At 63.1% G+C, this 23,323-nt stretch carries 20 protein-coding genes; 15 read left to right on the plus strand and 5 right to left on the minus strand.

The features are described from left to right. The first annotated feature begins 169 nt into the window (after nucleotides 1-169). The 6 genes from leuS to holA all read left to right on the plus strand — a co-directional run bounded on the left by leuS (nucleotide 170) and on the right by holA (nucleotide 9,263). Complete coding sequence (gene leuS, locus J2Y68_RS00965; protein ID WP_309988586.1) at nucleotides 170-2,698, plus strand: leucine--tRNA ligase; 2,529 nt, start codon at nucleotides 170-172, stop codon at nucleotides 2,696-2,698. Between the two features lie 8 nt (nucleotides 2,699-2,706). Continuing rightward, entirely contained in the window at nucleotides 2,707-3,741 is a 1,035-nt protein-coding gene (locus tag J2Y68_RS00970; protein WP_309988589.1) for a DegV family protein, read from the plus strand. Between the two features lie 75 nt (nucleotides 3,742-3,816). Next, nucleotides 3,817-4,680, plus strand: coding sequence for a ComEA family DNA-binding protein (locus tag J2Y68_RS00975; protein ID WP_309988592.1), 864 nt, complete (start codon nucleotides 3,817-3,819; stop codon nucleotides 4,678-4,680). Continuing rightward, a complete protein-coding gene (locus J2Y68_RS00980; protein ID WP_309988595.1) occupies nucleotides 4,673-6,256 on the plus strand; it encodes a ComEC/Rec2 family competence protein in 1,584 nt (527 codons plus the stop codon). The genes J2Y68_RS00975 and J2Y68_RS00980 overlap by 8 nt, the downstream gene beginning before the upstream one ends. A 195-nt stretch (nucleotides 6,257-6,451) precedes the next feature. Continuing rightward, nucleotides 6,452-8,158: a sigma-70 family RNA polymerase sigma factor gene (locus J2Y68_RS00985; protein WP_309988597.1), complete on the plus strand. Its 1,707-nt coding sequence runs from the start codon at nucleotides 6,452-6,454 to the stop codon at nucleotides 8,156-8,158. An 88-nt stretch (nucleotides 8,159-8,246) separates the two neighbouring features. Then, nucleotides 8,247-9,263, plus strand: a complete 1,017-nt coding sequence (holA, locus tag J2Y68_RS00990) for a DNA polymerase III subunit delta (protein ID WP_309988600.1) — start codon at nucleotides 8,247-8,249, stop codon at nucleotides 9,261-9,263. A gap of 127 nt (nucleotides 9,264-9,390) precedes the next feature. Here the strand turns inward: holA and rpsT are convergent, their stop codons facing one another. Then, on the minus strand, nucleotides 9,391-9,651 hold the full coding sequence (gene rpsT / locus J2Y68_RS00995) for a 30S ribosomal protein S20 (RefSeq protein ID WP_011774926.1): 261 nt from the start codon (nucleotides 9,649-9,651) through the stop codon (nucleotides 9,391-9,393). 168 nt (nucleotides 9,652-9,819) lie between these two features. Then, nucleotides 9,820-10,347, minus strand: coding sequence for a type II toxin-antitoxin system PemK/MazF family toxin (locus tag J2Y68_RS01000; protein ID WP_309988603.1), 528 nt, complete (start codon nucleotides 10,345-10,347; stop codon nucleotides 9,820-9,822). Nucleotides 10,348-10,504: 157 nt separating this feature from the next. Between J2Y68_RS01000 and lepA the strand changes: the two genes are divergently transcribed. Continuing rightward, the gene (gene lepA, locus J2Y68_RS01005) at nucleotides 10,505-12,358 is read left to right on the plus strand and encodes a translation elongation factor 4 (protein ID WP_309988606.1); all 1,854 of its coding nucleotides are present in this window, start codon (nucleotides 10,505-10,507) and stop codon (nucleotides 12,356-12,358) included. Beyond that, nucleotides 12,359-13,588, plus strand: a complete 1,230-nt coding sequence (hemW, locus tag J2Y68_RS01010) for a radical SAM family heme chaperone HemW (protein WP_309988609.1) — start codon at nucleotides 12,359-12,361, stop codon at nucleotides 13,586-13,588. A 51-nt stretch (nucleotides 13,589-13,639) separates the two neighbouring features. Here hemW and J2Y68_RS01015 read toward each other — a convergent pair whose 3' ends face one another. Together J2Y68_RS01015 and J2Y68_RS01020 are read right to left on the minus strand one after the other, a co-directional pair. After that, the gene (locus J2Y68_RS01015; protein ID WP_211712325.1) at nucleotides 13,640-14,053 is read right to left on the minus strand and encodes a DUF4870 domain-containing protein; all 414 of its coding nucleotides are present in this window, start codon (nucleotides 14,051-14,053) and stop codon (nucleotides 13,640-13,642) included. A gap of 121 nt (nucleotides 14,054-14,174) precedes the next feature. Continuing rightward, the gene (locus J2Y68_RS01020) at nucleotides 14,175-15,026 is read right to left on the minus strand and encodes a DUF3097 domain-containing protein (protein ID WP_309988612.1); all 852 of its coding nucleotides are present in this window, start codon (nucleotides 15,024-15,026) and stop codon (nucleotides 14,175-14,177) included. A 229-nt stretch (nucleotides 15,027-15,255) separates the two neighbouring features. Between J2Y68_RS01020 and hrcA the strand changes: the two genes are divergently transcribed. The 3 genes from hrcA to J2Y68_RS01035 are packed head-to-tail and all read left to right on the plus strand — an operon-like array spanning nucleotide 15,256 to nucleotide 18,217. Then, the gene (gene hrcA, locus J2Y68_RS01025; RefSeq protein WP_211712327.1) at nucleotides 15,256-16,263 is read left to right on the plus strand and encodes a heat-inducible transcriptional repressor HrcA; all 1,008 of its coding nucleotides are present in this window, start codon (nucleotides 15,256-15,258) and stop codon (nucleotides 16,261-16,263) included. 50 nt (nucleotides 16,264-16,313) lie between these two features. Further along, nucleotides 16,314-17,441, plus strand: coding sequence for a molecular chaperone DnaJ (gene dnaJ, locus J2Y68_RS01030; protein WP_211712328.1), 1,128 nt, complete (start codon nucleotides 16,314-16,316; stop codon nucleotides 17,439-17,441). A 2-nt stretch (nucleotides 17,442-17,443) separates the two neighbouring features. After that, complete coding sequence (locus tag J2Y68_RS01035; RefSeq protein ID WP_309988616.1) at nucleotides 17,444-18,217, plus strand: 16S rRNA (uracil(1498)-N(3))-methyltransferase; 774 nt, start codon at nucleotides 17,444-17,446, stop codon at nucleotides 18,215-18,217. A 14-nt stretch (nucleotides 18,218-18,231) separates the two neighbouring features. Here the strand turns inward: J2Y68_RS01035 and J2Y68_RS01040 are convergent, their stop codons facing one another. Further along, a complete protein-coding gene (locus tag J2Y68_RS01040) occupies nucleotides 18,232-19,104 on the minus strand; it encodes a GerMN domain-containing protein (protein ID WP_309989886.1) in 873 nt (290 codons plus the stop codon). Nucleotides 19,105-19,478: 374 nt separating this feature from the next. On the opposite strand from J2Y68_RS01040, the gene J2Y68_RS01045 reads away from it, so the two are divergent. Genes J2Y68_RS01045 through era form a run of 4 tightly spaced genes read left to right on the plus strand, consistent with a single transcriptional unit; the run spans nucleotide 19,479 to nucleotide 23,302 of the window. Then, entirely contained in the window at nucleotides 19,479-20,558 is a 1,080-nt protein-coding gene (locus tag J2Y68_RS01045; protein WP_309988618.1) for a PhoH family protein, read from the plus strand. Next, nucleotides 20,555-21,028 (plus strand): rRNA maturation RNase YbeY, encoded by a 474-nt coding sequence (gene ybeY, locus J2Y68_RS01050; protein WP_211712331.1) that lies wholly within the window; start codon nucleotides 20,555-20,557, stop codon nucleotides 21,026-21,028. The genes J2Y68_RS01045 and ybeY overlap by 4 nt, the downstream gene beginning before the upstream one ends. Continuing rightward, nucleotides 21,025-22,356, plus strand: a complete 1,332-nt coding sequence (locus J2Y68_RS01055; RefSeq protein ID WP_309988620.1) for a hemolysin family protein — start codon at nucleotides 21,025-21,027, stop codon at nucleotides 22,354-22,356. The genes ybeY and J2Y68_RS01055 overlap by 4 nt, the downstream gene beginning before the upstream one ends. Then, nucleotides 22,340-23,302, plus strand: coding sequence for a GTPase Era (gene era / locus J2Y68_RS01060; RefSeq protein WP_211712333.1), 963 nt, complete (start codon nucleotides 22,340-22,342; stop codon nucleotides 23,300-23,302). Before J2Y68_RS01055 ends, era begins: the two co-directional genes overlap by 17 nt. The last annotated feature ends 21 nt before the right edge of the window (nucleotides 23,303-23,323 follow it).

Genomic DNA, 23,323 nt, shown 5'->3' on the forward strand with positions numbered 1-23,323 from the left:
TCGTGCGCTATTGTAGATCTATGCGTGCGATCCTTCTGCTTAGCTAGCCGCCCGGCTTTCAACAGCCGTGCGGCCGCCCCTCCATTGTTGAGGGGCTTTTGTGTGTCCGGGGCTATCCGGGACCGCAGCAGGAGGCAAAACCGCCATCGAAGAACAGAAGAGGGCAGCAGTGAGCGTTCAGCCGGAGACAGAGACCGGAACAGCACAGACAGCCGCAGCCGAAGCGCCTGAAGAAGGCGTCTACAGCTTCGCTGCGATGGAAGCCAAGTGGCCGCAGGTTTGGGAAGACCTCAAAGTCTTCACCCCGGCCGACGACGGCTCGCGGGAACGCCGCTACGTGCTGGACATGTTCCCCTACCCTTCCGGCGACCTTCACATGGGCCATGCCGAGGCATTCGCCATGGGCGACGTCGTGGCACGCTACCTGCGCCAAAAGGGCTTCGACGTCCTGCACCCCATCGGTTGGGACTCGTTCGGACTGCCCGCCGAGAACGCTGCCATCAAGCGCAACGCGCACCCCAGCGAGTGGACCTACGCAAACATCGACACCCAGGCTGCGTCGTTCAAGCGTTACGCCATCTCTGCTGACTGGTCGCGCCGCCTCCACACCTCCGACCCCGAGTACTACCGCTGGACGCAGTGGCTGTTCAAGCGGTTCTACGAGCGTGGCCTGGCATACCGCAAGGACTCGCCCGTCAACTGGTGCCCGAAGGACCTCACCGTGCTCGCAAACGAGCAGGTTGTCAACGGCGCCTGCGAACGCTGCGGCACGCCCGTGACCAAGAAGTCCCTGAACCAGTGGTACTTCAAGATCACCGATTACGCAGACCGCCTGCTCCAGGACATGGACCAACTGCAGGGTCACTGGCCCGAACGTGTCCTTGCCATGCAGCGCAACTGGATCGGCCGGTCAGAAGGCGCGCATGTCCGGTTCGTCATCGAAGCCACTGAAGACCGTGCCGAGCGGGAAGTCACTGTATTCACCACTCGTCCGGACACCCTCTATGGTGCAACGTTCTTCGTCGTAGCTGCTGACGCACATCTGGCATTGGACCTGGTGACGCCGGAACAGCATGACGAACTCATGGCCTACCGCGAGAAGGTCAAGGCGCTTTCCGAAATTGAGCGGCAGTCCACCGAACGCGAGAAGACCGGTGTTTTCACGGGCCGCTATGCCATCAACCCGCTCAACGGTGAGAAGCTGCCGGTATGGGCTGCCGACTACGTCCTGGCGGACTACGGCACCGGCGCCATCATGGCCGTTCCCGCGCACGACCAGCGCGACCTCGACTTCGCGAAGGCCTTCAACCTGCCTGTCCGGGCCGTACTGGACACCGGTGACGAGGACCCCTCGGAAACCGGCGTAGCGACCACGGGCGAAGGAACCCTCAAGAACTCCGGCGAACTTGATGGCCTGTCCAAGTCAGAAGGCATTCCGGCCGCGATCGAGATTCTGGAGAAGCTGGGAACCGGCGAGAAGTTCGTGAACTTCCGCCTGCGTGACTGGCTGCTGAGCCGTCAGCGGTTCTGGGGCACGCCCATCCCCATCATCCACTGCGGTGAATGCGGCGAAGTTCCCGTTCCCGATGACCAGCTGCCGGTCAGGCTGCCCGACAACCTGCGCGGCGAAGCACTGTCGCCCAAGGGCACCTCACCGTTGGCCGCCGCCGTCGAGTGGGTCAACGTGGACTGCCCCAACTGTGGCCGTGCCGCGCAGCGTGACACCGACACCATGGATACCTTTGTCGACTCGTCATGGTACTTCCTGCGATTCGTGTCGCCTGACTACACCGAGGGCCCGTTTGATCCCGAAAAGATCAACAACTGGATGCCGGTGGGCCAGTACGTCGGCGGTGTGGAGCACGCCATCCTCCACCTGCTCTATGCACGCTTCTTCACCAAGGTCATCAAGGACATCGGACTGATCGAAGCCAACGAGCCGTTCTCCGCTCTGCTCAACCAGGGCCAGGTGCTCAACGGCGGCAAAGCAATGAGCAAGTCGCTCGGCAACGGCGTGGACCTGGGCGAGCAGTTGGACAAGTTCGGCGTCGACGCCGTCCGCCTCACCATGGTCTTCGCTTCCCCTCCGGAAGACGACGTCGACTGGGCGGACGTTTCGCCGTCGGGTTCTGCCAAGTTCCTGGCCCGCGCATGGCGCCTCGGCCAGGATGTCAGCAGCGAGCCTGGTGTTGACCCGGCCAGCGGTGACCGCGCCCTGCGTACGATAACCCACAAAACCATCGCCGACGCCGCAGAGCTGTTGGACAACAACAAGTTCAATGTGGTGGTGGCCCGCCTCATGGAGCTGGTCAACGCTACCCGCAAGACCATCGATTCGGGTGCCGGCGCTGCGGATCCTGCCGTCCGTGAGGCGGTGGAGGCAGTTGCAGTCATCCTGAGCCTGTTCGCTCCGTACACCGCTGAAGACCTCTGGAACACCCTTGGCCACCCGGCCTCCGTAGCGAACGCCGGCTGGCCGAAGCACGACGAGGCACTGCTGGTTCAAGACACGGTCACCGCCGTGGTCCAGGTCCAGGGCAAGGTCCGCGACCGCTTGGACGTCTCTCCGGACATCACCGAGGACGCCCTTCGGGCGCTCGCGCTGGCTTCCGAAAACGTCCAGCGCGCCCTGGACGGCCGCGGCATCCGCACTGTGATCGTGCGGGCCCCTAAACTGGTGAACATCGTTCCTGCCTAGCAGGAATTGTGCGGCCGCCGGCATCGTGCCGGCGGCCAGCCATCATCTTTGGAGGTTGCGTGCCTGAGCGAGAACCACCCGCATGGATGTGGCTCAAGGAAAGAGTGGCACGCCTTCGGCAACCCACAGCTCCGGTTCCTGCCCCCGGCGAGCCGCTCGCCGCCGTCGTTAAGACCGCCGTTGTCACGGATTCTGCGGCGGCACTTCCAACGGACTGGGTGTCGGCTTTCACTGCCGATGGGCGCCTGGCCGTAGTACCCATGCCAGTGATGGTGGGGAACGAGATCTACGGTGAGGGCGAAGACGACATCACGCAAACCTTATCGCTTGCTTTGGCGTCAGGGGCCTCTGTCAAGACCTCCAGGCCATCTCCCGGACAATTTGAACAGGCCTACCTTCTTGCCCAGCGCCGGGGTTTCCAGGCCGTGGTGTCCATCCATATCTCCTCAGAACTGTCCGGAACCGCCGATGCCGCTCGGCTGGCTGCAGCCCGGGTCAGTATTCCCGTGGAAGTGGTGGACTCGCGCACGGTCGGCATGGCACAGGGCATGGGCGTCCAAAGCGCGGTCGTGGCAGCAGCTGACGGGCGCGAAGCAGCAGAAGTGCGCGGTTTCGCGGAGCGGCGCATGGAGCGGACCAAGGTTTACTTCTATGTCCCCAGCCTGGAGCAGCTGCGGCGTGGTGGACGTATTGGGGCCGCGGCGTCGCTGCTTGGAACCGTCCTTGCCATCAAGCCGATATTGGCCGTCGACGGCGGCAAAATTGTCCCGCTCGAAAAGGTGCGTTCCGCTGTGCGCGCCATAGCCCGTCTCGAGGAAATCGTTGCTGCCGATGTCGCGTCCAGGCCGGCGGGCCAGCAGCGCCTGGCAGTTCACCACTTCGGCAATCAAATTGAGGCCGAGGCCCTGGCCGCCCGGTTGAACGAAAAATGCCCGGACTGCCCCGCGCCGCAAATCAGTGCGCTGCCTGCGGTCCTGGCTGCACACGCGGGCTTGGGCGTCCTCGCCGTCATCGTGGGGGAGAGCAGCACGCCGACGGACTGACCCGTACCACTTGCGTTTTCCACATAGGACATTTCGCTGGGTTCTGTTCCTCAAGGCCCGCCATAGGCTCGATTCATGCCACGCTGGAGCCACGACGCGCCACCGGATGCCGCAGCGCAGGCAGTCCGGCAGCGTTTCGCGGACCGGTTGTCTACCGGCTCCACGGCGCCACCGTTGCTGGAGCTTCTGGACAGCGGGCACCAGGACGCGGCAGGCGCTGAGCCGGCTGGTGCTGCCCGCCTCCGTTGGCGGACACCTTGGCGGGTTGCGGCCCTTCTGGCTTTAGTGGTTGTTGTGTTCATTGCCATTCAATGGTGGATCTCCCTGGCGGCGGCCCCAACAGCAGTTCCCCTCGGGCCTTCCAGTTCACTCGACAGCCGTGCGGACTCCGGTTCCGATGAGGACGGAGCGGAACCATCGCAGCCCACTGATACGCCTGGTCCTGAGGGTCCTGGCGGGGCCGGGACCGTACTTGTCCACGTAGCCGGTGCCGTGAAGGCCCCTGGCGTAGTGACGTTGCCGGCAGGCAGCCGGGTCTTCCAAGCCATCGACGCTGCCGGCGGCGCCGCGCCAAACGCCGACCTCGGCGGCCTGAACCTGGCGGAAGTCCTCACGGACGGCATCAAGGTTCGTGTACCGGCTGTCGGGGAGCCATCGCAACCTCCGCCAGCCGAAGGTACTGGCGGGTCCGGTTCCGGCTCCGCAAGCACTCCAGCGGGGACAACCGGGGGAGCGGCTGCCAAGGTCAACATCAATACGGCGTCAGTCGAAGAACTCGGAACGCTGCCACGGGTTGGGCCGGTGATGGCACAGCGCATCGTCGATTGGCGGAAGGAACACGGTCCGTTCGCCTCGGTGGATGAACTCGACGCCATTGATGGGATTGGCCCCAAGCTGATGGAGGCGTTGAAGGACCTCGTGGCGGTGGGCAGTGGTTGATGCGGGAGCTGCGCCGCGCCGCCTGGACCTGAGGCTCGTACCCACGGTCCTGGTTTCATGGGCTGCTGCGCTGGCCGGGGGGATATTGGGCGGGGCAGGCTGCTCAGTCCTGGCATTCGGGCTGATCCTGGCTGGAGGAGGGTTACTGGTGGGGGGACGTTACCAGTCGCGAAGGTCCCAACGAACCATGGCTGCCACCCTTGCCCTGGCCTGTGTGGTGGGGGCAGCTGTTGCGGTCCACTGCGCCGTGACCGCCGCCAAGCAGGAACACGGCCCGCTCGCACCGGCCATTGGGTCAGGGAACGGGGTCGTCGCCCATTTGCTCATTACTGGCATCCCCGCCAAAGCTCCTTCCCCGGGAAAGTCCACGGAGGATCGGTGGACCGTCAATGCGCGGCTGATCGACGCCACGTACTCTGGCGCCAGGGTGCGGGGGGAGGCTGATGTGGTGGTTGTGGGTGATCATCGCTGGCAAAACGTGCGGGCGGGCGACCGGGTCAGGACAACCGGCTCGCTCAAGGATGTGCGGACAGGCCAACCGGAAGCGGGTTTGCTCTCTGCGGCATCTCCTCCCGTCTTCATGGGGGCTGATTTCGACGTGCGGGGTGTAGCGGGGGACTTGCGGAAGCAATTCGTCAAAGCGTCCGGCTGGCTACCCCCGGACGCCGCCGGATTGTTGCCCGGCATGGTCACTGGAGACACGAGCGCCCTGCCGGAAAGCCTCGGCCTCGACATGAAAACGACGGGCATGACCCACCTGACGGCCGTGTCCGGCGCGAACTGCAGCCTGGTGCTGGGCGGATTCGTTCTGTTGGCAAGGCGCTTCCGGTTGTCCCGTCCCCTTGCTGCCGCATGTGGTTCCGGCGGGCTCCTGGCGTTCGTGGTGTTGGTGGGCCCGGACCCAAGCGTGCTGCGCGCGGCGGTGATGGGCTGTGTGGGGGTGACAGCCCTGGTTGTTGGGTTAAGGGGGCGGGCTTTGACATTTCTCTGCCTTGCCAGTTCCGCCCTTCTGATAGTGGACCCCTCGCTGGCAAGCGATGTGGGGTTTCTCTTGTCTGTGCTTGCCACCTTGGGGATTGTTCTATTGGCCAGCCGCATCGGTTCCTGGATACCAACCCCGGTGCCCCGGTGGCTGGCAGCTGGCGTTGCGGTGCCGTTATCGGCGCAGTTGCTGTGTGGCCCCGTCATTGCTGCGCTGCAGCCCCAGTTCACCCTGTACTCGCTGGTCGCGAACGTGGTGGCAGGCCCGCTGGTGGCTCCTGTGACGATTCTGGGGACCATTGCGGTGCCGTTGTCGGCTGTCGCCCCATGGTTGGCGGTGCTGCCGCTGGCAATCGCGGGTCATTGCGCCGGGGCGGTAGCGGCTGTGGCCAGGTTTTTTGCCGGGCTGCCGGGCGCGGCGCTGCCTTGGGCTGAAGGCCCGGCAGGTGTAATTGCCATGGTGACTTTCTCAGCGGTCACCGTCACGGTGGCGTGGATGATGCTGCACCCGACGGGTCTGCTGCGGCTCGTCATGGCCCTCCACAGTGAAGTGGTGATGCGCCTGGAACGAAGGGCATCACGCAGGGGAAGATAAGCGCGCCCTCCCATGGGTCGCCGTGCATCGGGTCGCGGTGTATTAATTCGCTTTCTGGTCGTAGGCTGGCCGTGTGGAGCGCAGGGCTTGGATGCGGCGACTGCGAAGGGGCTGCAGCAGCGCGGCCTCATAGGCCTGGGCCAGCGATGATCAGGTTTATCCGCTGGGTGATCCGCGTCCGAACCGGGGGCCGGTGTGGACGGGACAGTTCCAGCTGACAGTGAGGGCGGCGGTGGAGTCGGCCTGGCTGACAGCGACGCTGACCTGGTGGCCCGGGTGCGCTCCGGTGATACTGCTGCTTTTGATGCCCTGTTCGAGCGGCACCGCGGCATCGCCCGCCACGTCGCAGCGAATCAGACCGATAACCGGGCGGATGTCGACGATGTTGTCTCTGACGCCTTCGCCTCCGTATTTCAGTCCCTGACCTCAGGGAAGGGACCGGATACGTTCTTCCGGGCCTACCTGCTAACCACCGTGAAGCGTATCTCGTTCAAGGCCAACCAGGCTGCGTCCCGCATCCGGCCCACGGACGAGCCCTACGTGCTCGATACCGTAGAGGTCCATCAGGACCCGGCCATGGCTGAGTTCGAGTCCGCAGCCGTCGCCCGGGCCTTCAAGGCCCTTCCGGAACGCTGGCAGGCGGTCCTTTGGTATGTGGATATAGAAGGGATGAAGCCGGCAGCGGCTTCGGTGATGCTTGGACTGAGCCCAAACGGGGTATCCTCCCTGGCGTTGCGGGCCAGGGAACGCCTACGGCAGGTCTACCTGCAGCAGCATGTCAGTTCTTCCGCGGGACAGGACTGCGAAGAGTATTCATCGCAGCTCGGTGTGTATGCCCGCAATGGGCTGCGCCGACGATCCCATGACAGGGTCCAGGCGCATTTGGACGAGTGCGCCCGATGCGCAGCTTTGTTGCTGGACCTCAACGATGTCCAATCAGCAATGCGCGCAGTCATCTTCCCCCTGGTCACCGGTGTCACATTCACTGCGGCGGTTCCGGCTCTTTCAGGTTCCGGGACAACGGCTGTGGGACGGAGTTCCCACGCCGCGTCCAAGCAATTGTCATTGACGTGGAAAATTGGCGTCGGTGTGCTGACGGGCGTAGCGGTGGTGGTGGGCGCGGCAGTGGCGATGGGAGTGACGGGATCGCCACAGGTGGAAGGACCAGCTGGAGCGTTGAGCCCCATGCCCGTTGTTAATGCTCCCTCAGCCAGGCCCGCAGCGAGTCCGGAATCAGTTCCCGCCGTCGTCGGGGACGGCTCCGATCCTGGGAAAGAGGACCAGGAAGTGGTTCCGGCAGTCCCCGGTAAGCCCTCTTCTGGCAGTACAAAGGTCGGGAGCCCCAAGGTCCTCCCGTTGCTTCCGGATGTGGAGCGGCCGCCGGCCGCCTTGCCCGTCCCGTCGGCCTCGCCAGGAGTTCCCGTGCTTCCGCTGCCACCCAGCGTTCCGGGAGAACCTGGTTCCTTGCCACCCTTGCTTCCAACCCAAGCACCAACGCCGGGCCCGTCCGCCACGCCCCTTCCGTCAGTTACGGCCACCCCGCAGCCGGAACCGGAGGTGAATGCCACCTTCAGGACAGAAGCGGGCACAACAGCCTCCGATGTCAACGTGTTCATTACCTTCGATCTTGGAGGGGCTACTCCCAGCGAAGCGGAAGCGGTCTTCACTGTGTCCGAAGGCTCCGACATGATTCCAGGAAAGCTCGTTGTTCCCGACGGTTGGAGTTGCACCAAGGACCCTGCCGCCACCAGGCAGTTCCATTGCGTCAGTACAACGGTGGACCCTGAAGCACTCGAGTTCGCCCTCGGGGTCACCCGGAAAGGTCCGTCTGAAACCACAACCCTCGAATATCAGATCAGCGGTACGGATATCGGCACCACAGCGTTTTCGAACACCTTCTGAACAATGCCCTGGTGAGATCCTGACCCAAGCCTCCCTTTGGGCATGGCAGACTTGAACCTTGCAAGGAAACGTCCGGAAGGAACCACCAGTGGCTGCTGCCCAAAACAACCGGGCCAAAACCGCCGCGGCCAACAACGTCAGCTGGCGTGAGGTAACTCCGGCGTCCGTGGTGTTGGTCACGGGCCCCGAGGAGTATCTGGGCATTCGTGCCATGGACCGCATCCGGTCCCATGTGCGGACGGCTACGCCGGAGGTGGAGTTGAGCCGGCTCAACGCTGGCTCCTATGAGGCTGGTTCGTTGGCAATGACCGTTACCCCGTCACTGTTCGGTGAGGGAAAGCTCATTGAAATTGAGGGCCTGGAAGCGATGAACGACGCCTTCCTCGCCGATGGCCTGGCATACCTGCGCAACCCGGACCAGGATGTCGTGCTGGTCCTCAGGCATGGGGGTGGCGTTCGCGGCAAGAAACTGCTCGACGCCGTCAAGTCGGCTGGGTGGCCGGTGGTGGACTGCCAGCCACTCAAGAAGGATGCTGACAAGACCGCCTTTGTGGTCTCCGAGTTCAAGGCCGGGGGCCGGCGCATTGAGGGCGAAGCTGTCCAGGCCCTGGTCAACGCGGTGGGCGCCAACCTTTCCGAACTCGCCGCAGCCTGCAGCCAATTGATTGCCGATGCCACCACAGCCGTGGATGCAGCAACTGTTGAGCGATACTACGGCGGAAGGGTGGAAGCCACTGCCTTCAAGGTTGCCGACGCGGCCATGGCCGGAAATGGTCCGGTGGCATTGTCAACGCTTCGGCATGCCCTGGCAACAGGAGTGGATCCTGTGCCCTTGGTGGCAGCCCTCGCGGCCAAGTTGCGTACCCTGGCCAAGGTGGCCGGGGCCAATGGCTCTCCGGCCACCATCGCCAGGAATTTGGGGATGCAGCCCTGGCTCGTGGAGCAGGCTCAACGGGATGTCCGACGATGGACCCCCGAGGGTCTCATCAGGTCTATTCAGGTCATCGCGGAAGCGGACGCACAGGTTAAAGGGCTGTCCCGTGATCCCGTATATGCCGTGGAACACGCAGTGACGGTGATCGCCACGTCGGCCAGTCGACGCTGACCAGGCCGCACGGCTCGCGGCACGGCACCACCCCAGCCGCTGTGCCGCTGGCGATGCCGCTTAAACCCAAAGGCCGGCACCCTATGGGCGCCGGCCTTTTGATCAGCTCAGTCGAACTGGAAAAACCTTAGAGTGCGTTGACCTTCTTGGAGATCGCCGACTTGCGGTTTGCAGCGTTGTTCTTGTGAATAACGCCCTTGCTGACAGCCTTGTCCAGCTTGCGGCTGGCAGCAACAAGTGCAGTTCCAGCAGCATCCTTGTCAGCAGACTCAACGGCGGTGTTGACGGCGCGGATGGCAGTCTTCAGCTCGGACTTGACTGCGTTGTTGCGCAGGCGAGCCTTCTCGTTGGTGAGGATGCGCTTCTTCTGGGACTTGATATTAGCCACGTATGAACTCTCTTTTTAATGCGGAAATGGTCTAGAGGGTTTTCAGGTTGGCCATCGACTGAGCGGCGTGGGGATGCCTATGGCAGCCAACCATGTGTGGCCGTCGACCTGCACGAACACACAGCTATAAAGAATAGCAGAAGGCTGGCCCCGGCGGCGACTTTGAACTCAACGCGTGCCGTGCTGCGCGCGGAGCGCCCGGGACACCTCGTTGAACCGGGCCTTTTCCAGCACGGCGCCCTCCCGGCGGATGGACCCCGGGTCAAGCCGGATCACGCGGTCCACTTTGACTTCGCTCGGTCGCCCCTGCCGGTCCCAAGCCCCGGCGCCGATGTCGACGTAGTCGTCGGCCTGGGCACCGTGGTCGTGGTCCTTTGACGTCAGCATGAGGCCCAGGAGCCACCGGCCGTCATCGCCCACAAGCAGCACGGGGCGGTCCTTGCCCCGGCTGTAGTCCTCTTCGTAGGGCACCCACCCCCACACGATCTCGCCAGGGTCCGGCTGCCCATTCGGCTTGGGGGAGTACTTGGGCCGGAGCGGCCCGCGAAAGTCGCCGGGGTAGGAGCCGCCGACGCCGCCAGTATGGGTTTGCGCCTTTACGGCGCCCGGGCGGGTGGCTGGTTTGGTGTTGCTGCCTCCCAATGACCTGAGCGATCGCAGGATGAGTTTGCCCAGGGGGCGCAAGTCGATAGCCATGTGACAACGCTACAACTGCCGGTACTCATCAGTGCGGTCAATGTACGGTGAACCGCTGGTTCGTGGGAGACTGGAGGATCAGATGCGCGGCGCGTTCCGGCTGGCCTATGCCCAGTTCGTGGAATTGCCGTGTGAGTATCGACAGTAAGGATCCTGCGTGTCTCCCATGGCCCGCACCGCACCGGTGCCCGCCGCAACAGATCCGGCCATCATCCGGAACTTCTGCATCATTGCCCATATCGACCACGGTAAGTCCACCCTGGCCGACCGCATGCTGCAGTACACCGGCGTCGTTCAACAACGCGACATGAAGGCCCAGTATCTGGACCGTATGGACATCGAACGTGAGCGTGGCATCACCATCAAGTCCCAGGCTGTACGCATGCCTTGGGAGCTCGATGGCACCAGCTACGCCCTGAACATGATCGATACCCCCGGCCACGTGGATTTCACCTACGAGGTTTCGCGTTCCCTGGCCGCATGCGAAGGCGCGGTGCTCCTGGTCGACGCGGCGCAGGGCATTGAGGCGCAGACCTTGGCCAACCTGTACTTGGCCATGGAAAACAACCTCACCATCATCCCCGTGCTGAACAAGATCGACCTCCCGGCGGCGCAGCCGGAGAAGTACGCTGCTGAGCTGGCAAACCTGATTGGCGGCGACCCGGAGGATGTCCTCAAGGTTTCCGGCAAGACGGGCGTGGGCGTAGAGGCACTGCTGGACAAAATTGTCCGGGACCTTCCGGCACCCGTGGGTGACCCGGACGCACCGGCCCGTGCCATGATTTTCGACTCCGTGTATGACACCTACCGGGGCGTAGTGACCTACGTCCGGGTGGTTGATGGCATGTTGCATCCCCGTGAGCGTATCCAGATGATGTCCACCCGGGCCACGCACGAGCTCCTGGAGATCGGTGTGAGTTCCCCGGAACCAACCCCGTCCAAGGGTCTCGGCGTGGGTGAAGTGGGCTACCTGATCACTGGTGTGAAGGACGTCCGCCAGTCCAAGGTTGGCGATACTGTCACCAATTTGGCGAAACCTGCTTCGGAGTCCCTAAGCGGTTACGCCGACGCGAAACCCATGGTGTTCTCCGGGCTCTACCCGCTGGACGGCACCGATTATCCGGTGCTTCGTGATGCCCTCGAAAAGCTGATGCTCAACGACGCCGCCCTCGTTTACGAGCCCGAGACGTCGGCTGCGCTGGGCTTCGGGTTCCGTGTTGGCTTCCTCGGACTGCTCCACCTGGAAATCACCAGGGAGCGCCTTGAGCGCGAGTACAACCTGGACCTCATTTCCACCGCTCCAAACGTGGAATATGAGGTAACGCTCGAGGACAAGAAGGTTGTCCACGTGACGAACCCCAGTGAGTACCCCACCGGAAAGATTTCCGAGGTCCGCGAACCAATGGTTTCGGCCACCATCCTTGCGCCGAACGAGTTTGTTGGCTCCATCATGGAACTGTGCCAGAGCCGTCGTGGGCAGATGAAGGGCATGGACTACCTGTCCGAGGACCGTGTGGAGCTCCGTTACTGGATTCCGCTGGCTGAAATCGTTTTCGACTTCTTCGACCTCCTGAAGTCCAAGACCCGGGGCTACGCTTCGCTGGACTGGAAGGCCGATGGCGAGCAAGTCGCCGATCTCGTGAAGGTCGACATCCTGCTCCAGGGCGAGCAAGTGGATGCGTTCAGCGCCATCACGCACCGCGACAAGGCGTACGCCTATGGCGTGATGATGACGGGCAAGCTCCGCGAACTCATCCCGCGCCAGCAGTTTGAAGTGCCCATCCAGGCAGCCATCGGATCGCGCATCATTGCCCGTGAGAGCATCAGGGCCATCCGCAAGGACGTCCTTGCCAAGTGCTACGGCGGTGACATCACCCGTAAGCGCAAACTGCTGGAGAAGCAGAAGGAAGGCAAGAAGCGCATGAAGATGGTGGGCCGCGTGGAGGTGCCACAGGAGGCGTTCATCGCCGCCCTGACCACCGACGAGTCCAAGGACAAGGCCAAGAAGTAAATGCCCAGCGTCCTTCCTTTGGGCGATCCAGCACCTGTGGATGGCATTCTGCCTCCGCAGGTGCTGGCGGGCGTCGAGCACCGTAAGTTCGGGCTGTACGTCCATATCCCTTTTTGTGCCGTGCGTTGCGGCTATTGCGATTTCAATACCTACACCGCGACGGAACTGGGCGGTGGCGCCTCACAGGACGCTTATGCCAGCACCGCCATTTCGGAGCTCGACTTCGCCGCTTCGGCACTCGAGTCCTCGTTGCTTCCTGCGCGTCCCCTGAGCACCGTCTTCTTCGGCGGCGGAACTCCCACCTTGCTTCCGGCCGAAGACCTGGCAAGGATCCTGCGCGCCGCCGTGGGGATGTGGGGGCTGGAGCCCGGCGCGGAAGTGACCACCGAAGCCAATCCTGATTCCGTCACGCCCGAATCGTTGAAGCTGCTGGCGGACGCCGGATTCACCCGGGTATCTTTTGGGATGCAGTCCGCGGTTCCGCATGTCCTGAAAGTGCTGGACCGTACACACACCCCCAGCCGCGTTCCCTTGGTGGTGCAGTGGGCCCGCGACGCCGGACTCGCCGTCAGCCTGGACCTCATCTATGGGACCCCGGGGGAGTCCATGGAGGACTGGAGGCTTTCCCTCGAAACGGCCTTGTCGTACGTCCCGGACCATATCAGCGCCTACGCCTTGATCGTTGAGGACGGCACCAAGCTTGCTGCCCAGATCCGGCGCGGCGAGGTGCCTGGCATCGACGACGACGATCATGCCGCCAAGTATGAACTCGCTGACGAACTGATCTCGGCGGCGGGAATGGGCTGGTACGAGGTCAGCAACTGGGCCCGTTCCCCGGAGCAGGCATGCCGACACAACCTCGCGTACTGGCGTGGAGATGACTGGTGGGGTGTTGGTCCCGGAGCGCACTCCCATGTAGGTGGTGTGCGCTGGTGGAACGTCAAGCACCCAACTGCTTACGCATCACGGCTGGGAGCGGGAAGCTCGCCTGCGGCAGGCCGGGAAACGTTGGATACTGAGACGCGCGAGGTCGAACGCATCATGCTCGAGGCCCGCCTGGGCACAGGCCTGGCGGTGGATGCCATGGACGCCGTGGGCCGGCACGCCATGGCAGGTTTGATCGCAGACGGATTGGTGGACCCGATTCAAGCCTTCAAGGGCCGTTTGGTCCTGACCCTGAAGGGTCGCCTGCTGGCAGACGCAGTGGTCCGCAGGATCCTCCCGGACTGAGCATCACGGCCGTTTGGCAGCACTGCCCGGACCCTCCTGCTGGTCAGGCTGCTACTTGATCCAGCGCAAGTTGAGTTTGTAGCGGTGCGGCTGGCCGTGGTTCACGCGGATTCCCGCGGAGACGGAGAAGCATGTCAGCGCTACCCAGATGCCGGTCGCGATGACGGCGAAGACGTTGCCCACGACCGGAAGCAGGACGAGGATGTTGGCCAGCACCGCTGCGATGGTCGGGGGAAGGGTGAAGTTCAGCGCTTCCTTGGACTCCTGTGCAGTGAAGGGTCCCCGGTCCCGGAAGATCAGGTAGATCAGCAGGGAAGGCAGGCAGCCAAGGATGCCGCCAAAGTGCGCCAGCGTGGCCCATTGCCGGTCTTCGCCGGCCGTCAGGGGTAGTGCATTGGCTGGCGCGCCATGGTACTGGGGCCGCCCTGCGGCGCTGCCCGGTTCTTCAGGAGCGTTCTCTGCCACGGTGTCTTCCCTTTGCTGTAAAGATGCTGCGGTGTTGCTGTCCCAGAATACCGGCACCAGCCCGCTTCTCCGGACCAACTCCCCGGTGGCACTCCGGTTGCACTGATTCAGGGACGGTGCTTCACGGGACCGTCAGGAAGTCGATGACTTCCTCAACGCGGCCCAGCAGGGATGCTTCAAGGTCCGCGTAACTCCGTACGGCCCCGAGTAGCCTTTGCCAGCCCAATCCGACGTCCTCGGCGGTCTCATGGGGCCAGCCGAAGGCACGGAGGATGCCCGTCTTCCAATCCATGCCGCGCGGAACCGTAGGCCACTTCTCGATGCCCAGGACCTTGGGCCTGATGGCTTGCCACACATCCACGTAAGGATGTCCCACAATGAGGACGTTTCCCGCGGCCCCGGGACATGCCATGGCCTCGGCGGCGATGCGGGATTCTTTCGACCCCTCGACGAGGTGGTCTACCAGGATCCCGAGCCGGCGGTCCGGTCCAGGGTTGAAATCCGCAATGGCTGAAGCGAGGTCGTCCACGCCATGCAACGGTTCAACGACGATGCCCTCCACCCGAAGATCGTCACCCCAGACCTTCTCGACGAGTTCGGCGTCGTGCTTTCCTTCCACCCAGATGCGGCTGGCTTTGGCCACCTGTGCGCGCTGGCCTTGCACCCTCACGGAACCGGAGGCCGTTCGGCCCGGTTGGACGGCCGACGCCGGCTGCCGGGCTGCTGGAGGCATCAGTCGGATGGGCTGGCCTTCAAGCAGGAAGCCGTATCCCAACTGGAACGATTTGGACTTTCCACGCCTGTCCTCAAGGGACACGATGTGCATGCCGCCGGTTTTCTCGACCCGGGTCACTTCGCCCACCCAGCCGGACTGGACGTCTTCGAGGACCATTCCCCGCTGCACCGCTACCTCGGGGAGTTGGCGTTTGGCGGGAGCGGACAGATCCTGTGGACCCCAGTTGTCGAAAGCCAAGGGATATTTCCTACCTTTGAGTACTTGGATGGGTGGGGAGCCGTTTGGCTGCGAAGCTGCCGAGCCTGCACGCTGGAAGCTGAATGCGGGCGTTTTCAATGCTAGCAACGGGGTGGCCCATAATAGACTTGTTAGCACTTGGGCATGTTGAGTGCTAAGTGCGGAGGCCTGTTGGGCGGGCCGCAGTGACCGGTCGCCATGACCACGGAAGTCGTCAGGAGGTGGAGCAATGAGTGAGCCACGCAAGTTGGAAGTGCTGCGTGCCATCGTTGAAGACTACGTGCATTCCCGGGAACCTGTTGGATCCAAGGCCCTTGTTGAGCGCCACCACCTGGGTGTGTCGAGTGCCACCATCCGGAATGACATGGCTGTCCTGGAAGAGGAGGGCCTCATCGCTGCGCCCCACACCAGCGCAGGTCGCATTCCCACGGACAAGGGCTACCGCCTGTTCGTGGACCGCATTTCCCAGGTCAAGCCACTCTCCGCGGCGGAACGCCGTGCCATCCATTCCCTCCTGGAGGGTCCGGATGATGTGGATGACATCCTGGAGCGGACCGTAAGGCTCCTTTCCCAGCTGACCAACCAGGTCGCCGTCGTGCAGTACCCGCACTCCAGCCGGGCGGTCGTCCGCCACGTCGAGTTCGTGTTACTGGCACCCAAACAGGTCCTCGTCGTCCTCATCGCGGACACTGGCAGCGTGGGCCAGAAGGTCATTGATGCCGGATCCGATGTTGCCAACGAGGCATTGATGCTGCTGAGGTCGCGTTTCCTCGGCAGTATCGCCGGAACGCAACTGGACCTCCTTCCACAGGTGCTGCCATCGGTTGTAGCTCTCTGCCCGCCCGAGCTTCGCGGCCTGGCCCAGACCCTCGCCCACGGCCTGCAGTCACTGAGCGACAATAGCCGCGAAGAGCGCATTTTGATGGCGGGCACCGCCAACCTGGCCCGCTCCAACGTTGATTTTCCCTTGAGCATCGGCCCGGTGCTGGAAGCCCTTGAGGAACAAGTCGTCATGCTTCGGTTGTTGTCCGATATGGGCGATGATCCGCGCGGCGTGACAGTGAGCATTGGCCGGGAGAACCCATACGACGGTTTGGCTGAAGCCTCCGTCGTAGCCACAGGCTACGGGTCTGGAGCCAAGGTAGGGATCCTTGGCCCCACCCGCATGGACTATCCCACCACCATGGCCGCAGTCCGGGCCGTGGCCAGATACCTTTCCCGCATTCTCGGCGGCTGAACGCCGGCCCGAGGAAACATCCGCAGTACAACAAGGAAGAGATACCGACTTTGAGCAGCCACTATGACGTTTTGGGAGTCTCGCCGGAAGCCACCGGGGAAGAGATCAAAAAGGCGTACCGCAAGTTGGCGCGGAAACTTCACCCGGACGTCAACCCCGGAGAAGATGTCGCGGAGCAGTTCAAGGCAGTGACCCACGCCTACGAGGTGTTGTCGGACCCGCAGAAGCGCCGTGTCTACGACGCCACCGGCAATGAAAACGGAACAGAAAACGGCTTCGGCGGCGGCTATTCCGGCCAGGGCTTCGCCTTCCAGGACATTTTCGACACCTTCTTTGGCGGCGGTGGCGGCCACGGCGGGCCGGCCTCCCGGGTCCGTCGAGGCCAGGACGCACTGATCAGCGTCCGGATCGACCTCAAGGACGCAGTATTCGGCGTCAACAAGAAGCTCGAAGTCGACACGGCGGTGGTTTGCCCCACCTGTGATGGCAGTTGCTGCCGCCCCGGTACCCATCCTGAACGCTGTGACATCTGCGGTGGCAGCGGCCAGGTCCAGCGGGCTGTCCGGTCCATCCTCGGCCAGGTCATGACCACGGCACCGTGTGGCTCCTGCGAGGGCTTCGGCACGGTCATCAAGGATCCCTGCAACGAATGCAGCGGACAGGGCCGCATCCGCAGCCGTCGTTCCCTCACCATCAAGGTTCCTGCCGGTGTGGCCACCGGCACCAGGATCCAGTTGTCCGGCCAAGGCGAAGCCGGCCCCGCGGGCGGTCCTGCCGGCGACCTTTACGTCGAAATCCGTGTCAACAACGATTCCATGTTCATGCGTGAAGGCGACGACCTGCACGCCACTCTGAGCGTGCCGATGACAGCCGCTGCCTTGGGTACCGAACTCCAGCTGGACACCTTCGACGGCGCGCAGGACATCGACGTCAAGGCGGGAACCCAGTCGGGCGAGATCATCACTCTTCGCGGCCTGGGTGTGACCCACCTTCGCGGCTACGGCCGAGGCGACCTCAAGGTGCACCTGCACGTGGAGACGCCGACAAAGCTAGATGCCGCCCAGGAGGAGCTGCTCCAGCAGCTCGCCAAACTGCGTGGAGAACAGTTCACCGAGGGAAAGCTGGTTGCCAGCGGTGGCATGTTCGCCAAACTGCGGGACAAGCTCGGTAACCTGTAGCGGTGAGCAACCCCGTTTTCTTCACCCAGGCCGGCAACCTCAGCCACCTGGGGCCCGGTTCTGTCTTCGTCCTGGAGGGTCCGGAGGCACGCCACGCGGTCACCGTCAAACGGCTGGCCGTTGGCGAACAGGTGGACATCGCCGATGGTGCCGGCGCCCGGTTGACGGGCACGGTCTCCGAGGTTGGTTCGGGCACCTTGGCCGTGACGGCCTCAGACGTGGTGTTCGAGGAGCAACCAGCCATTCGCCTGGTCCTCGTCCAGGCGCTGGCCAAAGGGGACCGTGACGAACTTGCCGCCGAAACGGCCACTGAACTCGGCATCGACGCAGTGGTCCCGTGGCAGTCCGAACGCTCCATTGTCCGTTGGAAGGGTGATCGCGCGGCCAAGGCCCACGCCAAATGGCAGTCGGTGGTTGCCGCCGCCGCGAAGCAGGCCCGGAGGTCGCACATCCCCGAGGTCCGCCCGGTCGTGGATACTGCGGCATTGGCGAAATCCGTCGCTGCCGCGGACCTGGCCATCATCCTTCACGAGGACGCCAAGAACCCCCTGCGGACCGTCCTGGAGGAATCGGGCATGCCGCAAGGTCCAGATCAAGGCCCACCCCGTGAGGTCCTCCTGATCGTTGGGCCTGAGGGCGGAATCTCACCGCGAGAAGTCACCCGGCTCAGTGACGCCGGGGCTGTTACGGCACTGCTGGGGCACCATGTCCTGCGGTCGTCGACGGCGGGACCCGCCGCCGTCGTTCTCGCCAGTGATGTCCTGGGTCGCTGGTAGGACGCTGTCGAGTCTTAGCCGACGCTGAACAGCCGCGTGTCGGTACTGGAGTCGATGACGTTGCCGGTGGCATCCACCTGAGACACCCTCAGCTCGTACTTGCCGGCCTTCAACGTTGCGCCGAAAGTGAAGACGCCGTACTGGCCTGGCTCGCCCGTTGGCTTGGCTTGGCCGTTGAGCAAGCCCGTTTTCTCGCCCTTGCCGTTGTCACTCAGGATCTGCCAGGCGATGGGTTTGGAGCTGTCGGTGCTGCGGCCATTGAACTTCACCGCGCCCGGCGGCAGGGTGACATCCTCCTGCGGATCGATGATCCACAGCGGTGCCACCAGTGAGGCGTCGCGCGCCATCGGTTGTCCCAGCTTCACTTGCCCGAATGCCATGTAGTCGGGGTGGCCGTCCACCAGGATGACCACCTGGATCTGTTGGCCGGAATTGATCAGGCCCGACGAAGAAGCGGCGGCAGTGGCCGTGTAGACCAGCTGCTGAACTGCCCGTTGCGCCATGACAGCATCGAGGTTCGAATTAAAGGCGTCTCGGGAGATGTCGACCGTGATGACGTTCTTGCCGGAAATGGAGGTAGCGAGGTTGCTTGGTTGCTGCCACGGCGTGAAGAAATCATGGTCCAGTGGCTTTTCCGCCATCATGATCCGCAGGGCGGTGGTCACGGGGTTGTCGTCACCGTCGATGTCCCTGAACTCGCGATACAGGTAGACCTCGTCCTTGCTGCGGCCGATCCAGTACACCGGAATTTTCGTGGAAGCCTGCGTGGTTTCCAAGGGAGCGTTGCTTGCAGGGGCCTCCTGCACGGACAGTGAAGGGGAACTGGACGAAACCTGGCTTCCCGCCCCGTCTGCGATGCAGCCTGTCAGCAGCAGGACAGTCACCATTGCGGGCACGGCAAGAGCGGATCTCTTCCGCTTGCGTGCGCTGTGCTCGGTGTTTCCTTGCTTACTGATGGGGGTTCCTGTCCTGCCGTGCGTCGTTGGCAACCCTCTGCCGGGTCGGCTGGGCTGCGGGGGTCGTGTCCACCCGCTATGCCAGCTTGGCACATTGCCGACGGCGGTCGGCCGGGAATGAGGGGACCCGGGGCAACTGAAACATGATTGATACCGGCTTGATGCCGAGTTGAGACAAAATGTCGGCGATCCCTTTGCGGGCTTGTCAGGGAGGCACTCGATGAGGTCCATCCGGGACGGGCTGGCGTAGGATTATTGCCAGGACACCATCCAAACGGAGGAGAACAGGCCCCACGGCCAACACTATGAGTGAATCTTTGAACGGGCGGCTCAGGACCGGAAACGGCAACCTGCCGCCCACTGAGTTCCCGCACACCTTACCGGGCACGCGCACGGAAATTGTCACGTTCGACAACTCCGACCAGATGGTTCACTCGTTGGGCAGCCACGATGAAGCCCTGCGCTACATCGAGGAACAGTTCGAGGGCGTCAATTTCCACGTCCGCGGCAACGAACTCTCCATGACAGGTCCGTCCACCGATATCTCCCGCGTGCTGCGCCTCCTTGAGGAGGTCCGCGGGCTGGTGTCCAAGGGGACCCTGGTGACTCCTGACGTTCTTCAGCAGCTTGTCTCGCTGCTTCGTACGCAATCCGTGCAAAATCCGGCCGACGTCCTGACGCACAACATTCTTTCCAGCAGGGGCAAGACCATCCGCCCCAAGACGCTGAACCAGAAGAACTATGTGGATGCCATCGACGACAACACGGTCATCTTCGGAATCGGTCCCGCCGGTACGGGCAAGACCTACCTCGCCATGGCAAAAGCTGTCCAGGCCCTGCAAACGAAGGAAGTCAGCAGGATCATCCTGACGCGACCGGCCGTCGAAGCGGGGGAGCGCCTCGGATTCCTTCCCGGGACGCTGAGTGACAAGATCGATCCCTACCTACGTCCGCTCTACGACGCCCTGCACGACATGATGGATCCAGAATCCATACCGCGGTTGATGGCTGCCGGGACCATTGAGGTGGCCCCCTTGGCTTACATGCGTGGCCGCACGTTGAACGACGCTTTCATCATTCTTGACGAAGCACAGAACACCACGCCGGAACAGATGAAGATGTTCCTTACCCGGCTTGGTTTCGGCTCCAAGATGGTGGTCACCGGAGACGTCACGCAGATCGACCTTCCGTTCGGAGCCACCTCCGGCCTGCGGATTGTCCGGGAAATCCTTAAGGGCATCGACGACGTCAACTTCTCGATCCTCGAAGCCGCCGACGTCGTCAGGCACCGTTTGGTGGCCGACATCGTCTCGGCGTACAGCAACTGGGACGACGCGCACCGCGCCGACGCCAACACCCATCACAAGCGTGGAGAACGTAAATGAGCATCGAAGTAAACAACGAGTCCGGCGTCGCGGTGGACGAGGCCCAGCTGGTGACGTTGTCCCGCTTCATCTTTGAGCGTCTCTACATCCACCCCCAAGCCGAGCTGTCCATCCTGCTGGTGGACGAGCCTGCCATGGAGAAGCTGCACATCGAGCTGATGGACGAACCCGGGGCCACGGACGTTCTCTCTGTGCCGATGGACGAGTTGACTCCGGGCACGCCGGACAAGCCGACGCCCCAGGGCATGCTGGGCGACATCGCCATCTGCCCGCAAGTGGCCGAGGTCCAGGCGCGCAACGCGGGGCACCCCACGCAGGACGAGATGCTGTTGCTCACCACCCACGGCATTCTCCATTTGCTTGGCTTCGACCATGCAGAGCCTGACGAGAAAGCAGAAATGTTCGGTTTGCAGCGTGAGTTGCTGTCTGAATTCCTGGGCAAGGATGCCCCCATGGAGACCATGCAGTGACCTCGATCATCCTGGTCGGCATGGCGCTGGTTTTCCTGAGTTTCGTTGCCTTGCTGACGGCAGCGGAGGCTGCCTTCAACTTCCTGCCCCGGCACGAAGCCGAACAATCCATTGGCCGAAGCAAGGGCAAGGCCCTGGGCGGCATCCTGAGGAACCCCATCGCACACATGCGCGCACTGCGGTTTTGGCGGGTGTGGTTCGAGATGGCGGCCGCGGTTGCGGTCGCCGTCGTCCTTCACAGCCTGTTGGACAACGTGTGGCTTGCGGGCCTTGCGGCCACGGGCATCATGGCCGTCATCGGTTTTGTACTGGTAGGAGTTTCGCCGCGGCAGTTGGGCCGGGCCCACTCGGGGCCGGTAGTACGGTTCACCGCGCCCCTGATCAGGTTCCTCTGCTGGATCCTTGGGCCCATTCCCGGGTGGCTTGTGGCCCTTGGCCAGGCAGTGGCGCCGGGTGCTCCGGCGGGGGATGACGCATTCGTCAGCGAAGAAGAGTTCCGAGAATTCGTGGACCGGGCAGCCGAGTCGGACATGATCGAGGACAACGAGGCTGAACTCATCCATTCCGTATTCGATTTCGGCGACACCCTGGTGCGCTCAGTAATGGTGCCCCGGACTGACATTGTCAGCATCGGAACCGGCTCGGACCTGGAAACGGCAATGGGCCTGTTCCTGCGTTCGGGCTACTCAAGAATCCCCGTGATCGGCGAAAACACGGACCAGATCCGCGGAATCCTCTACCTGAAGGACGTAGCGGCGGCGCTGCATCGCACGGAACCTGGACTCCAGGCCCACGACGTCGACTCGCTCGCCCGGGATGTCCGTTACGTTCCCGAATCCAAGCCGGTGAGCGACCTCCTGCGGGAACTCCAGCAGGAATCCACCCACGTAGCCATCGTTATCGATGAGTACGGTGGCACCGCGGGCCTGGTCACCCTTGAGGACCTCATCGAGGAAATCGTTGGTGAGATCGTGGACGAATACGACGCTGCCGCCGAAGAAGCCGTCGACCTTGGGGACGGCACGTACCGGGTCAGCGCACGGATGAGCATCGATGACTTGGGCGAATTGTTCGACATGGACCTCGACGACGACGAGGTAGACACTGTGGGTGGCCTCCTCGCCAAGGCACTCGGGCAGGTACCGATTGTGGGAAGTTCTGTTGAAGTGAACGGAGTGTCGCTAAGGGCCGATAGGCTTGAGGGTCGCCGAAACAGGGTCAGCCACATCATTGCGGCAGCCATTCCAAAGGAAGACACTGACTTTGAGGACCTCCTCGAAGACGCCGACTCAACGCAACAGGGAGTTCCACGTGAGCAAGCAAAATAAGAAATTCGACGCCGATCAGGACTTCGGTGGCTTCCACGCAGGTTTCTCCGTGCTGGTTGGCCGGCCCAATGCCGGCAAATCAACCCTGACGAACGCCTTGGTGGGCCAGAAAGTGGCCATTACCTCGGCAAAGCCGCAAACCACGCGCCACACCATCCGTGGAATAGTGCACCGCGACGACGCGCAGCTGATCCTCGTGGACACCCCGGGCCTGCACAGGCCCCGCACCTTGCTCGGCAAGCGCCTCAACGATCTTGTGGCCGACACCCTCTCGGAAGTTGACGCCATTGGTTTCTGCCTTCCGGCCAACGAGAAAATCGGCCCGGGCGATAAGTACATTGCAGCGCAGCTGGCCGCAGTGGGTCGCAAACCGATCGTTGCCCTCGTGACCAAGACCGACCTGGTGGATCGGCAGGCATTGACGGAGCAGTTGCTCGCCGTCGCCGAACTGGGGCGGGACGTCCTGGGTGAACAGGGCTGGGCAGACATTGTCCCGGTTTCTGCAGCGGACGGCTTCCAAGTCTCCACGGTTGCCGATGTCCTGATCAGCCACATGCCGCCGTCGCCCCCGCTGTACCCTGACGGCGAACTCACTGATGAGCCAGAGGCAGTGATGATCGCCGAATTGATTCGGGAGGCTGCCCTGGAGGGCGTTCGGGACGAGCTTCCGCACTCCCTGGCGGTAGTGGTTGAAGAGATCGTTCCCCGCGAAGGCCGAACGGAGGACAACCCGCTCCTGGATGTCCGGGTCAACCTTTACGTTGAGCGGCCGTCCCAAAAAGCCATCATCATCGGTAAGGGTGGGAGTCGCCTGCGGGAAGTGGGAACCAACGCCCGCAAGGGCATCGAAACCCTCCTCGGCACCCGGATTTACCTGGATCTCCACGTCAAGGTGGCCAAGGACTGGCAGCGCGATCCCAAGCAGCTGGTGAAACTCGGGTTCTAGGTTTGCCGGGACACGATCCTG

Source organism: Paenarthrobacter nitroguajacolicus (genome assembly GCF_031455195.1).
Classification (GTDB): domain Bacteria; phylum Actinomycetota; class Actinomycetes; order Actinomycetales; family Micrococcaceae; genus Arthrobacter; species Arthrobacter nitroguajacolicus_D.